This is a genomic window from Arthrobacter sp. ZBG10, from assembly GCF_001238605.1.
Classification (GTDB): Bacteria; Actinomycetota; Actinomycetes; order Actinomycetales; family Micrococcaceae; genus Arthrobacter.
The window spans coordinates 37,256-50,743 of sequence record NZ_LFQH01000021.1 but is presented as its reverse complement, the minus strand read 5'-3'; the positions used below and the strand labels follow the sequence as shown (position 1 = coordinate 50,743).

Sequence of the window (13,488 nt, the reverse complement as noted above, 5' to 3'; positions counted from 1 at the left end):
TCCTGGAGAACCCATGATCCTCACTCCCGAAGGCCTTGAGGCCCTCCGCTCCCAATTGATCGTTTCCTGCCAGGCGTACCCCGGCGAGCCCATGCGCGATCCACGCACCACCGGCCAGGTCGCTGCATCAGCGGTGATCGGCGGGGCTGCGGCGATCCGCGTCCAGGGCCTGGCTGATATCGAGTTCACCAGGACCGCCGTCGACGTTCCCGTCATTGGGCTCTGGAAAGACGGCCACGACGGCGTCTTCATCACCCCGACCCTGCGGCACGCCCTGGCCGTGGCGAACGCCGGCGCCCACGTGGTGGCCATCGACGGCACGCGCCGGGCCCGCCCGGACGGCCTGAGCTTCGCAGCCACCGTCGCCGGGATCCACGCCGGATCACATGCCCTGGTCATGGCCGACTGCGGCTCCCTCGACGATGCGCTGGCCGCCGCCGATGCCGGCGCGGACCTGATCGGCACCACCCTGTCCGGCTATTCCGGGGAGCGGCCAAAAACTGCCGGCCCGGACCTGGAACTCCTGGGCCTGATTGCTGCCGCCGGGCTCGCCGCACCCTTGATCGCCGAGGGCCGGATCCACACTCCGGCGCAGGCCAGGCAGGCCCTAAATGCCGGTGCGTTTGCGGTTGTGGTGGGGACTGCCATCACGCATCCGGCCAGCATCACCGGCTGGTTCAAAGGCGCCCTGGACGCCTGACCTGCCTCGCGGCAGGGGCGGCCTACTCCCCCGCAACGTCCTTGAGCTTGAGCCTGATGCCGTCGAAGTGCCTTTGCAGGCGCTCGGCGGCCAGGGCCTTGTCCCGGTTGGCCACGGCGTCGTAGATGTCCCAGTGGTCCTGGGCCTGCTGCTCCAGGTTGACGGTTCCGGTGCCGAGCGCCAGGTGGATCTGGCGGTACACCTGCCAGAACACGTCGACCAGGCTGGTCAGCAGCTCGTTGTTGAGGGGCGCGTACAGGCGGCGGTGGAATTCGGCGTCGTGCTCCACCAGCATTTCGCCGCGGCTGGCAGCTTCCTGCATGCCCTGCATCACGGCCTTAAGCTCTGCGAGGTGTTCCTCGGTCAGCACATCGATGGCCGAGCCGATCAGGCCGGATTCCAGGGCCTGGCGCACGTCCACCAGCTCCATGGCCTCTTCGCCCTTGTGGCGCAGCGAGAGGCGGCCACGGAAGGTCAGTCCAGCCACCAACGCCGTGAAGTTGTTCGGAGCCACAAACATGCCGAAGCCGTGCCGGATCTCGATGACGCCCAGGGCCTGGAGCACCTTGAGGGACTCCCGGACCGTGTTCCGGCCAACGCCGAGTTCCGTTGACAACTCGCTCTCGGTGGGCAGTGCATCGCCCACGTCCAGTCCGCGCTCTAGGATAAGATCCATGATCCGTGTCTGCAGGGCCTGGGAGCGGAGCTGGGCACTGAATCGGGCTGGCGAAACTCCTGCAGGCGCTGTGGTCACGATATCTCCTTAGGCAGCCGTCGGGTGGCGGCCTTTTCTCTTCTCCTAGTATACAGGAGATGGGACGTCCCCTGTCTGCTTTGGCCAAAGAAAAACGCCATTCCCGCCGGAATTTCTCCGGCTGGAATGGCGCCGTTTCTTGTGGGTAAAGCCCAGGCTAGAGCCTGGTGTCGAAGGACCCGCAAAACACGTTCTCGTTGAACGTGCCGGTGAATTCCGACTTGCCCTGGATCTTCTGCACCGCGGCACGGATCGCCTCGCGACTGCCGGCGTGGGCATGGATGGCAGTCCGGACCATGGGCACGTCAATCAGGTGGTTGGGCTGGTTGAGGGACACAAACACCGTGGGAACCTCGGTGCTGTACCACGGGATCTCTGCGGCCATGGGGCTGGACCACTTGATCCGGATGGCGGCCTCCTGTGCGAAGCCCTTCACGTTGGCAAACACAAAGGCGGCGTCGTATCTGGCGGGATAGTCGTCCGTGGCTTCCTCGGCCAGCACAGACATGAAGTTCACGTCTTCCTCGCCCGCGGCCTCCCGCTGCTCCGCGGTCCGGAACAGGTGCACCTCGAATCCGGCGGCTTCGAGCTCCTCGCGGACGGTATCGAGGTAGGCCAGCGGATCGGCGCGGGTGAAGTCCGCACCGCCGGAAACGCCGTACAGGCGGATCCGCTTATGCGTCGCGGGTGTGATGGGCAGGTTGCCGGCGGTGTCCTTGACCAGGGTGACCGTTTTGTCCGCGATGTCCGCGGCAATGGCGCGGTGCGCCTCGCCGCCGATCACTTCGAGAGCGGCTGCCGGCGGCACCAGGTCCGTCGCGTTCCTGCGGTGCAGGCCGAGGCTGGCCTTCAGGCCGAGGATCCGGCGCAGGGCATCGTGCAGCCGTTGCTCGGTGAGGACCCCCGACTTGTACCCCTCCAGCATGTAGCCGAAATCCTCTGCCGGGTTGCGGAAGAAGAGGAACATGTCGCAGCCTGCGGCGATGGTGGCGGGGACCAGGTCGCTGCGCTTCATGGCCTGCGTAAGTCCCACCATCAACGATGCGTCGGTCAGGATGAGCCCGTTGAAGCCCAGTTCGCCGCGGAGCAGGTCCTGCAGCAGTTCCGGTGCCAGCGTGGCCGGCAGGATGTCGCGGTCCGCGATTCCCGGCCGGAAATGCCGTGACAGTTCCGGCGCCCCGATGTGCCCGGCCATGATGGACTGCACGCCGTGCCCAATCAGCTCCCGGTAGACGTGCCCGTAGGTCCGGTTCCAGTCCCCGTAGCCCAGGGTGTTGTACGACGTGACCACGTGCTGGTCCCGTTCGTCCATGCCGTCGCCCGGGAAGTGCTTCATGGCGCAGACGGTGGGCGATTCGCTGATGCCGTCGAAGTACTCCTTGGCCCGCTCCACCACGATCTCCGGCGTATTGCCGAAGGACCGGGTGGAGACCACGGTGTTCCGCCAGTTGTAGTGGATGTCCACGATGGGTGCGAAAGCCCAGTTGCACCCCAGGGCCGCCGTTTCCACGCCTGCCACCTGGCCCATCCGCCGGGCAATCCCTTTGTCCGGATGGGAGCCGGCCTGCAGGTGCGTGCTCACGAAGGTTCCGTCGTCGCAGCTGCCGGCGCCACCCATTTCCGGGTTTGAGGCCACCAGCAGCGGAATCCGCGACCGCGACTGGGCGTACCGGATGTGTTCCTGGACGGCTGCCGAGGGGCCCGGCCGGTAGCGCATGCCGCCCACGTGGTAGGTGTCCAGGACCTCGTCCAGGTACCGGGGGGCGTAGCTGTTGTTGTGGTTGATGAACAGCTGGCCGATCTTCTCCTCCAGCGTCATCGCGGAGAGGGTGCCCTCCACCCAGGCGATGGCCTCGGCGTCGAGCGTGAACGGCGCCGCGGTGAGGTCCACGTCGAACTGCCGCCGTCCGGCACCGGCCGGCCCCAGGGCGGCCAGCGCCCGGTCCACCTGTTGGTCCACCGGCAAGGCGATGTCCACCACCACACCCGCCTCATCCGGCTGCAGCTCCTCGAGCGTGTCCAGCTGGGAGTCCAGCAGCGACAGGGGCATAAAGTGTCCCGGCCGGGCCGCCATCCGGCCGGCCAGGAGGTCCCGGCCGCCGTGCAGGTGGACAAACACCACGGACGCGTCGCCGCTGCGGATCAGGTCGCGGTAGCGGCGTTTGAGCGCGCTGCACGCAATCACCAGGCCCGCGTCCGACGCCGAGAAGCGGCTGCCGATTTCAGCCAGCCACGGTGCGCGGTCGGCGTCGTCCAATGGAGTTCCGGCAGCCATTTTGTCGATGTTTGACTGCGGATGCAGCGAATCGCCGTCGACGAAGATTGCGCCAAGGCGTTCGGCGAGGGCCGCGCCCACAGTGCTTTTGCCGCAGCTGGTCACGCCCATCACCACAATGTGGGCCGGGGCTTGTTTACCAGTCATGGACGGTACCGTCCACCAGGCGGTTGTACGGCAGGTAGGCCTGCTGGTACGGGAACGCGGCGGCGGCCTCCTCGTTGAATTCGACGCCGATGCCTGGCTCGTTGCCCGGGTGCAGGTAGCCGTCCTTGAATGTCATGGACTGCTGGAAGACCTCGTTGGTCTTGTCCGAGTGCTGCATGTATTCCTGGATCCCGTAGTTATGGATGGCCAGGCCCACGTGCAGCTGTGCGGCGAAGCCCACCGGGGAAATGTCCGTAGGGCCGTGGAAGCCGGACTTGATCTGGTACTGCGCGGCGAAGTCCATCACCTTCTTCAGCGGGGAAATGCCGCCGAAGTGGGTGGAGGCGGCCCGGACGTAGTCGATCAGCTGTTCCTTGATGATGGTCTGGTAGTCGTACACGGTGTTGAAGATTTCGCCGATTGCCAGCGGCGTGGTGGTGTGCTGGCGGACCAGGCGGAGCGCTTCCTGGTTCTCCGCCGGGGTGCAGTCCTCAAGCCAGAAGAGGTCGTAAGGCTCCAGGGCCTTGCCCAGCTTGGCGGCCTGGATGGGTGTCATCCGGTGGTGCCCGTCGTGGAGCAGCGGCAGTTCCGGGCCGAACTCGTTGCGCACGGCTTCGAACACGGTGGGCAGGTGGCGCAGGTACGCGCGGGTGTCCCAGTCTTCCTCCACAGGGAACGCGCCCCGGCCGGCGGGCTCGTAGTCGTAGCGTTCACCCGAGGCCTGGGCCTGGGCGGCTACCCCGTAGACAGCCTTGATGCCGGGGACCGCGGTCTGGATCCGCACCGATTTGTAGCCCAGTTCCAGGTGCTCGCGGACCGAATCAAACAGCGAAGGGATGTCCGCGCCGGAGGCGTGGCCGTAGGCGCGCAGCCCGTTCCGCGAGGCGCCGCCCAACAGCTGGTACACGGGCATGCCGGCCAGTTTGCCCTTGATGTCCCACAGGGCCATGTCCACTGCGGCGATCGCGGCCATCGTCACCGGCCCGCGCCGCCAATACGAGGACCGGTAAAGGAACTGCCAGGTGTCCTCAATCCGGTGCGGGTCCTTTCCGATCAGCAGTTGCGCCACATGCTCCTTGAGGTAGGCGGCCACCGCGAGTTCGCGGCCGTTGAGGGTGGCGTCGCCGATGCCGGTGACTCCGTCCTCGGTGGTGATGCGCAGGGTCACGAAGTTGCGCGAGGGGCTTGTCACGAAGACTTCGGCGGCAATGATTTTCACAGCTGGTCCTTTCAGGCGGACGGGGCAGTTGGGGGTGGTTCGGGAGTGGATGGGAAGGCCAGCGGAAACCGGGGTGACCGGACGGTTTTGGCACGTGTCAGCCGGGGGCCGGGGATGCGGCCACCCTCCCGGTGAGGCCCCCGATCAGCTCCACAACGGCGGCATCCGCCGCGAGGTCCGCGTCCACCAGTTCAAGCAAGGCGCGGAGCCGTTCGGTTCCAGCCAGGGCATTGGCCGCCTCGACTCCGGCCGCCAATGGATCCTGGGCAGGCGGCAACTGGGCCGTGCATTCCAGCCAGGCAGCAATCATCAGGGCGGCCGCGGCACCGGTCCTGCCGGCCGCCCGCTCGGCGCGCAGGACGGGGACGGCGCGCATCCTGAGCTTGGTGGTCCCGTCCATGGCGATCTGCGCCAGATGGTGGGCGATCCTGGCGTTGCCGAACCGCGCCAGCAAGGCAGCCCGGTAGGCGGGTACGTCCAGGCCTTCGGCGGGCAGGTTGGCCTCCGCTTCATCCCAGAACGCCTCCACGGCGTGCCGGCATGCGGGGTCGGCCAGGGCCTGGGCCACGGTGGCGTGTCCGCGGACCTGGCCGGCATAGGCCAGCAGCGAGTGGGCGCCGTTCAGCAGCCAGAGCTTCCGGTTCTCATAAGGTTCGATGTCTTCGACAAAGAGCGCTCCGGCGTCTTCCCAGCGCGGCCTGCCCGCGGGGAATTCCCCGCTCAGGACCCAGCTGGAGAAGGGTTCGGCCACCACCGGAGAGGAGTCCCGGTAGCCGCAGGCGGATGCCACAGCTTCAAGGTCCGCTGCCGTGGTCCGGGGCGTGATCCGGTCCACGGACGTGCTGACGAAGCTGACTGCGTCACGGATCCACTCCGCCAGCGCCGGCTCCCAGGCACCGGCCATGCCCAGGACGGCGTTGCGGGCCACGGTCCCGTTGTGCGAAAGGTTGTCGCAGCAGACCACTGCCAGGGGTCCCGCCGCCGCTGCCCGGCGGGCGGCGAGGCCAAGGACCAGGCGGCCCAGCGGCGTCACCGGCCGGCCCGTACCGCGCAGGGCCGCGAGGTCCGCGGCCACGTCCGGCGCGGCAGCGTCGAACCCGCCATCGGCGGTGGCCAGGTACCCGGCTTCGGTGATGGTGAGCGTGACCACGGCCGTTGCCCGCGCGGCCAGCAGCGCGGCAAGCCGGTCGACGTCGGCACCGTCCACCGCTTCGATGATGCTGCCAACCACGCTGAACGAGTCACCCGCGTCGGCCCGCTCCACCACGGTGAAGAGGCCGTCCTGGGCTGCCAGCGCGAGGGCTGCGTCCGGACGCCTGCCCGTGAACGCGGCGATTCCCCATTGCGCCGCATCGCCGGCCTGCTGGGTATACCAGGCCTGGTGCGAGCGGTGGAAGGCGCCCAGGCCCAGGTGGACCATCCGTACCGGCGCCTTGGGCGCATTCCGGAGCTCCCGGGTAAGCCGGGGCAGTCCGGCGGCGGACTCTTTGCCTTGGGCTCTGTCCTGCAGGCCGGCGCTCACAGCTTGAAGACCCGGCGCGGGGAGCCGTCCACCAGGTCCACGATGAGCTCGTGGGCCCTGTCCTCGGAGACGCGGTGCTCGGCCACAAGGCGGGCCAGGAAGGACGCCTCGATCCGGCGGGAGGCATCGTGCCGGGCCGGGATGGAGCAGAAGGCCCTGGTGTCGTCGATGAACCCCGAGGACCGGGAGAAGCCGGCGGTTTCGGTGACGGCGGAACGGAACCGCAGCATGGCGTCCGGGGCGTCCAGGAACCACCACGGGGCGCCAAGGTAGACGGCCGGGTAGAAGCCGGCCAAAGGCGCCAGTTCGCGGGAAAAGACTGTCTCGTCCATGGTGAACAGCACCAGGTGGAAGTCCTTGGCGTTGCCGAAGTCCTGCAGGACGGGACGGATGCTTTCGGTGTAGTCGATGGCGAACGGAATGTCGTGCCCGCTGTCCGCCCCGAAGGTGTTGAACGTGGGTTCGTGATGGTTCCGGTAGGAGCCGGGGTGGATGGTCATGACCAGGCCATCCGCCACTGACATCCGAGCCATCAGGTACATCATGTGCGCTTCGAAGTCCTCGCGGTCCGCGGCGCTGGCCTGGCCGGCCCTGGCGCGGTCAAACAGCCTGGCCGCGTCGGCGGCCTCGAGCTTGAGCGTGCGGGGCGTCCGCACGCCATGGTCTGCGGAGACGGCGCCGTGCTCAATGAAGTACTGCCGCCGGTTTTCCAGCGCGGTGAGGTAGCCCGCGTAGCCCGTGCCGCCGTCGCCCGCTGCTGCAATCAGGCGCTCCACGTTACCGGCCCACTCCGGGTGCGCGATGTTCAGGTACTGGTCCGGCCGGAAGGTCGGCAGGACGCGGCCGTGGAAGGTGGGGTCCCCGGCGATGGCCTTGTGGCTGGCCAGGTCATCCAGGGGGTCATCGGTGGTGGCGAGGACCTCGATGTTGAAGTCCTTGAAGAGCTGGCGGGGCCGGAAGCCGGGTTCCTGGAGCCGGGCGCTGATGGCGTCGAAGCTGGCATCCGGTTCGGTTGCGGAGGGCTCGCTGTGCAGGCCGAACACGCTCTGGAACTGGTTGCGCAGCCAGTAGCCGGACGCGGTCCCTTCGAACAGGGGCCAGGCCTTGCAGAACTCGCGCCATACGGTGCGGGAATCCGGGGCGGCGCCGGGGTTGCCGTGGCTGCCGGCCTGGGGCCGCAGGAGGTTCTGGTCCACGCCCGCGGAGTGGATCAGCCGGGTGACGTAGTGGTCCGGACTGACCAGCAGCACCGCAGGGTCCGGAAACGGCGTGTTGTGTTCAATGACCGCGGCATCAACGTGGCCGTGCGGGGAAATGATGGGCAGGTCCTTGACTCGCTGAAAAAGATCCCTGGCAATCCTGCGGGTTCCGGGATCGCCGGGCAGGAGCCTGTCCGGGTTAACGGCAATCGACTGTGACATAAGTCAATGGTCCGGGTCCGTCAGCCATCTTGTCAACCGGTTGCCAAAAGTTGCCATTGGCTGCTGACCCGCATTTATCAGCCCTGCCGCACGACCCGCCCGCTGGAGCCGCGCAGCACCAGCTCCGTCTCCACGCGGAGGGTGCCGGCGTCCCCGCCCTCGCCGACCAGCAGGTCCAGGAGCCGGGTGGTTGCGGCGGTGCCACACTCCCCCAGCGGCGACCGGACAGTGGTCAGCGGCGGCGTGGTGAAATCGGCACCGAAGATGTCATCGAAGCCCACAATGCTGATCCGGTCCGGTACGGCCATGCCGCCGGCCTGCAGTTCCTGCATCAGGCCGATGGCCAGGAGGTCGTTGTAGGTCATAACGGCGGTTGCCCCGCTGGCCAGGACCTCGCGCGCCACCTGCCGGCCGCCTTCGACCGTTGGCCTGCTGGATTCCAGCCGCACAGGAGTGACCCGCGACCATTCGCAGGCCGCCTGGACTCCTTCCCAGCGGCGCGCCGACATCCAGGACTGGGGCGGGCCCGCCACAAACGCCAGTTTGCGGTGGCCGTTGGCGGCCAGCGACCGGACTGCTTCGCTGATGCCCTTGCCGACGTCCGGGATGACGCAGGGCACGCCGTCGACCTCGCGGTTGATGACCACCACGGGCTTATCTGCTGCCAGTGCGCGAATGTCGTTGTCGTCCATGCGCGGGCTGGCCAGGATCAGGCCGTCGGCGGTGGCCATCATGCGCCGCGCGGCGGTGAGCTCGGTGACGCCGGATTCGGCGGACTCGGCCAGCACCAGGGTGTAGTCCCGAAGCGTGCCGGTGGCCTGGGCGCCGCGGATGATGTCGAAGAAGGTGGGGTTGGTGATGTCGGCGACGATCAGGCCGATGGTGTTGGTCCGCCCGGTGGGCAGGGCCCGGGCAAACGGATTGACCTGGTAGCGCAGCTCCGCGGCGGCGTCCTCGATGAGTTTCTGCGTCTTGGCGCTGACCCTGCCCGGCTTGCTGAGCGCCCGGGACACCGTGGAGGGGTTCACACCGGCCAACTTGGCGATGTCATAGATGGTGGCATTCGATTTGCCGTCCCGCCCCGGCCTTTTGGCAGCATCAGGGATCGCGGCGGGGTCCTTGGGGTTGGGTTCAGTCACGGCTTCATCCTAACGACGCCCCTCCCAACTGACTCGCAGTTGTTGTCGTTTTGAGGGTCGAAAACGACAACAACTGCGAGTCAGTTGGGAGGGGGGCAGGATCAGCCCGGCAGCCTACAGGTGGACAGCCGGAGCGTCCGGCGCGGCGCCGCTGAACGTCTTCCGGCTGATGTCGATCAGCACCAGTGCGATGGGGGCGATCAGGATCGCCACGCCTGCAGCCCACCAGAAAACAGCTGCGTATCCGCTGGACAGCGCTGCCAGGGGTGCCCCGCCGGCCGTTGCCGTGGCAGCAGCGGCGATGGTGCTGAACAACGCGATTCCGAGGGAGCCGCCGATCTGCTGTGAGGCGTTGACCAGGGCACTTGCCACGCCGGCGTCGTCCTTGTCCACGCCAAAGAGCGCCAGGTTCTGCATGGGCACAAACACCATGCCCAGGCCGATGCCCAGCAGGATCAGTGCCGGCAGCATAACCACGGCGTAATTGCCGTCAGGAGTCACCTGCGTGAGCCACAGCATGGCGGCCGCCATAAACACCGGGCCCACTGCGGTGGGGATGCGGGCGCCAAGGGTGGGCAGGTTTTTGGCCACGATCGCAGCCGTGATGATGAGGACCACCGTCATGGGCAGCGAGGCCAACCCGGCAATAAACGGCGCGAAGCCCAGCACAATCTGGATGTAGAAGTTGATGAACAGGATGCCGCCGATCAGCACGGCACCGGCCAGGAAGGACGCCAGGAAGGCTGCCGCCCGGTTGCGTTCGGTGGCCACCCGCAAGGGAAGCAGGGGGTGGGCCACACGCTTTTCGACGGCGATGAACAACGCGATCAGCACCACGCCGGCCAGGATAAAGCCCCACGCGCCGGGAGTGGCCCAGCCGTATTCGGCATTGGTGAAGCCGTAAACCAGGGCGCCAAGACCCAGGGCCGCAAGGACCACACCGGGCCAGTCGTACCGGGGAACGCCGCCTGCCTTGCTTTCCGCAACCCGCTTCCAGACACCCAGCAGGGCGACGACGGCGATGGGCACGTTAACGAGGAAACACCAGCGCCACGAAACGTAGTCCGTCAGGAAGCCGCCCAGCAGCACCCCCACCGCGGCGCCCACGCCGCTGATGGAGCCGAACACCGCGAACGCCGTGCCGCGTTCCCGGCCACCCGGGAAGGACACTGTCAGCAGCGCCAGCGCGGCGGGTGCCAGCAAGGCTGCGAACAATCCCTGCAGGGCCCGGGCTCCGATCAGTTCCCACGGCGCCTGGGCCAGGCCGCCCAGCAGCGACGCCACGGCGAACCCCGTGGCCGCCGTCATAAACGCACGCTTGCGGCCCCAGAAATCCGCGATGCGGCCGCCCAGGAGGAGGAACGCGCCCAGCGCCAGGGCGTAGGCGGTGACCACCCACGCCCGGGCGGAGTCGCTAATGCCCATCTCCACCTGCAGCCGGGGCAGGGCCAGGTTCACGATGGTGCCATCGAGGACCACCATGAACTGGGCGAGCGCCAGGAAGACCAGCGCCCACCACTTGCCGCCGCTTGCCCGCCCCTCCGCGCGCTCCGCCAAAACCGCCGGGGTTGCTGTTTGTGTTGCCACCAAAATCTCCGCTTCTTCAAAAGTAATACTTACATAAGTATAAGTATCTATCCGGCAGGCACCAAACGGGCCATGTTCAGGCTCAGGCGTCGGGTTCGTGGAGGATGGCGGCAAGCCGTTCCAATGCGGGCAGCGCCGCCGCGAGGCGCGCCAGGTCATCCGCGGTCAGCTTGTCGGTGGCCGTGGCGAGGGCACCGGCCCAGGCTCCTTCAAGCAGGGACTTGATCCGGCGCGACTCGGCGGTGGCGTGGAGTGCCACATAACGCTTGTCCGCCGCGTCCCGGGTGCGGGTGACCAGGCCCAGTGCCACCAGTTCCCGCAGTTGCGCGCTGACGTTGCTTAGTTGCCTGCCGAGCCTGGCTGCCACCTCGGCCACCGTGATCCCGGGATGCCGTTCGATGACGCGGATGACGTCCAGCACCCCGCTGGACAGCGGCAGCACACCCGTCCCCTCGTGGCTTTTCCGGCGCACTTCGAAGGAGATGTCCAGGACGGCCACGGCCAGGGGCCGATGGTTAAAGGGGCTGGCCACCGGAGGCAGTGCAGCTTCGCGGCGGGTCTTGGCAGGATCCATTCCCCAAGCATAGGAGAGCCGGGGGCCGGGCCCCGCGGCCTGTCCGGACGCTGCGGCTTATTCGGCGCCCGGGCTGCGGTAGGCAATTTCGCCGGCAGTCCGGAGGGCGTCCAGGGTTTCCTCGACCGTGAGCAGCACAGTTGTCTCAAACGAGGCCAGGGCCCCGCCGCCGCTGATGGCGAGCGCCACCGCGGCCATGGATACGTTGTCCGGCGCCTCCCACAGGTTGTAGCCGTCGTGGGCGCCGAATCCGTACCAGAATCCGTGCAGCTTTCCCCCCACCGATTCGATGTACTGCTGCGCCGCCTTGCGCCTGTCCTCCGGGTGGCTGATCAGCCTGGCCCAGGTTTCCGGCGTGTAGCTGAATTTTGAGAGATAGAGCGGCATTGACCTGTCCTGTCCGTCGCGGCCAAACTGCGGATAACCCCAGAATGGCACTGCGGGGCACCGGCAGCAATGCCCGCGTGGCAAGCCCGGTGGGCGGAGGCAACGGAATGTCCCGCCGCCGTCGTCCGCTGCTGCTGCCGCTGCTAGGTAACCATCCGCCCCGCCTTCCGTAACGGCCAAGCGCCCCAGCCGACGGCGACATCCCGCAGCCTGGCCGCAGCTTCACCCAGGCGTCCGCCGTCAATGGGTCCAGGCTCACCGCATCCGCTTTCCGAGCCTGAACCATCGGCCGCGGCAAGCACGTACTCAAGCTGGTGTCGCCTGCCTACGGGGTAGCGTTCGGCGTACCCGCCCGCGGCCACGCCGAGAACGAGCATTTCCAGGCGGTCTGCCGTTGATTCCGACGTTTCGTCGCACGCGTCGCATCCGCAGGCCGGAAACGGGAAATCGTGCAGCACCCCGGCGTGGACGATGACGCCGGGAAAGCCCGTAAAGACGAAGGTGAGGGGCGCGGCCCCGGCGTGGTGCGGGGTAAGCCTGACGGCCCGCCGGACATCCGGGTGGGGCAGCAGGAGGTCCCCGGCCAGGGCCGGATCCTCCCGGACATCGATGGCGTAGGTTCCTTCCAGGTGGCTGATCAAAGCATCGGCAATGGCGTGGAGGCCGGCGAACCGGCCCGGATTGCTGACCACTTCATAGGCTTCCTGCGGCGGACCGCCGCCATCCCAACGCCCGCCGTACCGTCTGGCATCCGCACCGGAAAAGTAACGAACGTCCGGCAGGCTGGGACGGATGTAGACGGGGTGCCCCGAAGCCGGTACCGGCAGGGGCCCCGCGGGCCCGCCAAGGTCCTCCTGGGCCCATCCCCGCAGCTTGGCCGCAAACGCCTGTACCATTTCGTCGCCTGCGCCGCAGAGCCCCTCAACCACAGCCCGGACCACGAACCGCGCCTCATGGTTCCCCACCTCGGCGCCACCTGGGCCGACGGTCCACGATGCATCCGGCCGCAGGCCTGCAATGGTGTTACCTGTAAAAACCGCGGCGGCAGCCAGCCTGTCCGAATTGGCCCTGATGGTTGGCCCGTGCGCCTGGAGGAAGCCGGCGAGCGCAGCGGGATCAGCGGCCAGCTCCGCCGGGACGGCGCCCGCAGCTTCGCAGTACCGGGCGAACACGGCATAGCCGCCCACATGCCTGACCTGACCAGATTGCCCGTCCGTGAGCGGTCCGTACCTGGCCTGACCCAAGGACACGCCCGCGGGCAAGACACCTGGCGGTCCTACGAAAAGGTCTTCCACTCCATCACCTTGGATCCTGTGGTGCGGCATGCCTGGTTGGCCGCCGTCAGGCGTACCATTTTTGTTGCTACAACCGGTCGGTGCGGTCCTCACCCCTGTGCCCGGAACCGCGCAAATTGTCCTGGACCTTGCCGAACAGGTCCTTGATGGTGGACTCGGCGTTGGTGATCACGTCCACCTGCAGGTACACCCCATGGTTGGACGGAAGGTCGTACTCGTCCTTCAGGTGCGTCCCGCCGGCGACCCCGTCCAGGGACAGGTAGACCATGGCTTCGGTGCGCGCGATCCCCGCGATCCGGCCGAACACCACAGTGAATTCATTGGGCTGGAAACTGACCGTCTGGCCGATGTGGCTGCGGTCCAGCTCGCCTGCCGGGACGGCCCGCTCTGACTGCGCTCCGGTGTATTCCATGAACAGCTCCTTACGTCGCAGAAGATTGTCTCCGCAGTCTAACGCCCGGCTGTTCC

12 protein-coding genes are annotated in these 13,488 nt (G+C 67.5%); 1 reads left to right on the top strand and 11 read right to left on the bottom strand.

Annotated features, from left to right (window positions below; all coding sequences use genetic code 11):
* The first annotated feature begins 13 nt into the window (after positions 1 to 13).
* Complete coding sequence (locus ACU18_RS05455) at positions 14 to 700, top strand: N-acetylmannosamine-6-phosphate 2-epimerase (RefSeq protein ID WP_050684515.1); 687 nt, start codon at positions 14 to 16, stop codon at positions 698 to 700.
* 22 nt (positions 701 to 722) lie between these two features.
* On the opposite strand, the gene ACU18_RS05450 is transcribed toward ACU18_RS05455, so the two are convergent.
* From ACU18_RS05450 to ACU18_RS05400, 11 genes are all read right to left on the bottom strand, one after another.
* Complete coding sequence (locus tag ACU18_RS05450; protein ID WP_050684514.1) at positions 723 to 1,454, bottom strand: FadR/GntR family transcriptional regulator; 732 nt, start codon at positions 1,452 to 1,454, stop codon at positions 723 to 725.
* A 157-nt stretch (positions 1,455 to 1,611) separates the two neighbouring features.
* Positions 1,612 to 3,876 carry a gluconokinase, GntK/IdnK-type gene (locus ACU18_RS05445; protein ID WP_050684513.1) on the bottom strand — a complete coding sequence of 755 codons (2,265 nt, stop codon included), beginning with the start codon at positions 3,874 to 3,876 and terminating at the stop codon, positions 1,612 to 1,614.
* On the bottom strand, positions 3,866 to 5,095 hold the full coding sequence (gene manD / locus ACU18_RS05440) for a D-mannonate dehydratase ManD (protein WP_050684512.1): 1,230 nt from the start codon (positions 5,093 to 5,095) through the stop codon (positions 3,866 to 3,868). The genes ACU18_RS05445 and manD overlap by 11 nt, the downstream gene beginning before the upstream one ends.
* Positions 5,096 to 5,192: 97 nt before the next feature.
* On the bottom strand, positions 5,193 to 6,617 hold the full coding sequence (locus tag ACU18_RS05435) for a mannitol dehydrogenase family protein (protein ID WP_442853702.1): 1,425 nt from the start codon (positions 6,615 to 6,617) through the stop codon (positions 5,193 to 5,195).
* Positions 6,614 to 8,038: a glucuronate isomerase gene (gene uxaC, locus ACU18_RS05430; RefSeq protein WP_050684511.1), complete on the bottom strand. Its 1,425-nt coding sequence runs from the start codon at positions 8,036 to 8,038 to the stop codon at positions 6,614 to 6,616. Before uxaC ends, ACU18_RS05435 begins: the two co-directional genes overlap by 4 nt.
* A gap of 77 nt (positions 8,039 to 8,115) precedes the next feature.
* Complete coding sequence (locus ACU18_RS05425) at positions 8,116 to 9,177, bottom strand: LacI family DNA-binding transcriptional regulator (protein WP_050684510.1); 1,062 nt, start codon at positions 9,175 to 9,177, stop codon at positions 8,116 to 8,118.
* A 114-nt stretch (positions 9,178 to 9,291) separates the two neighbouring features.
* Positions 9,292 to 10,764, bottom strand: a complete 1,473-nt coding sequence (locus tag ACU18_RS05420) for an MFS transporter (RefSeq protein ID WP_082178201.1) — start codon at positions 10,762 to 10,764, stop codon at positions 9,292 to 9,294.
* Positions 10,765 to 10,846: 82 nt separating this feature from the next.
* Positions 10,847 to 11,338 carry a MarR family winged helix-turn-helix transcriptional regulator gene (locus ACU18_RS05415; RefSeq protein WP_050684509.1) on the bottom strand — a complete coding sequence of 164 codons (492 nt, stop codon included), beginning with the start codon at positions 11,336 to 11,338 and terminating at the stop codon, positions 10,847 to 10,849.
* A 57-nt stretch (positions 11,339 to 11,395) separates the two neighbouring features.
* On the bottom strand, positions 11,396 to 11,725 hold the full coding sequence (locus tag ACU18_RS05410; protein ID WP_050684508.1) for a GYD domain-containing protein: 330 nt from the start codon (positions 11,723 to 11,725) through the stop codon (positions 11,396 to 11,398).
* Positions 11,726 to 11,868: 143 nt separating this feature from the next.
* Positions 11,869 to 12,912 (bottom strand): DUF6226 family protein, encoded by a 1,044-nt coding sequence (locus ACU18_RS05405; RefSeq protein WP_050684507.1) that lies wholly within the window; start codon positions 12,910 to 12,912, stop codon positions 11,869 to 11,871.
* A gap of 175 nt (positions 12,913 to 13,087) precedes the next feature.
* The gene (locus tag ACU18_RS05400) at positions 13,088 to 13,432 is read right to left on the bottom strand and encodes a hypothetical protein (protein ID WP_050684506.1); all 345 of its coding nucleotides are present in this window, start codon (positions 13,430 to 13,432) and stop codon (positions 13,088 to 13,090) included.
* Between the last annotated feature and the right edge of the window lie 56 nt (positions 13,433 to 13,488).

What these genes read in the sequence shown, in the direction of transcription:
- ACU18_RS05415 (WP_050684509.1), bottom strand. Translation starts at nt 11,338, where the DNA reads ATGGATCCTGCCAAGACCCGCCGCGAAGCTGCACTGCCTCCGGTGGCC.
- ACU18_RS05400 (WP_050684506.1), bottom strand. Translation starts at nt 13,432, where the DNA reads ATGGAATACACCGGAGCGCAGTCAGAGCGGGCCGTCCCGGCAGGCGAG.
- ACU18_RS05410 (WP_050684508.1), bottom strand. Translation starts at nt 11,725, where the DNA reads ATGCCGCTCTATCTCTCAAAATTCAGCTACACGCCGGAAACCTGGGCC.
- ACU18_RS05445 (WP_050684513.1), bottom strand. Translation starts at nt 3,876, where the DNA reads ATGACTGGTAAACAAGCCCCGGCCCACATTGTGGTGATGGGCGTGACC.
- uxaC (WP_050684511.1), bottom strand. Translation starts at nt 8,038, where the DNA reads ATGTCACAGTCGATTGCCGTTAACCCGGACAGGCTCCTGCCCGGCGAT.
- ACU18_RS05455 (WP_050684515.1), top strand. Translation starts at nt 14, where the DNA reads ATGATCCTCACTCCCGAAGGCCTTGAGGCCCTCCGCTCCCAATTGATC.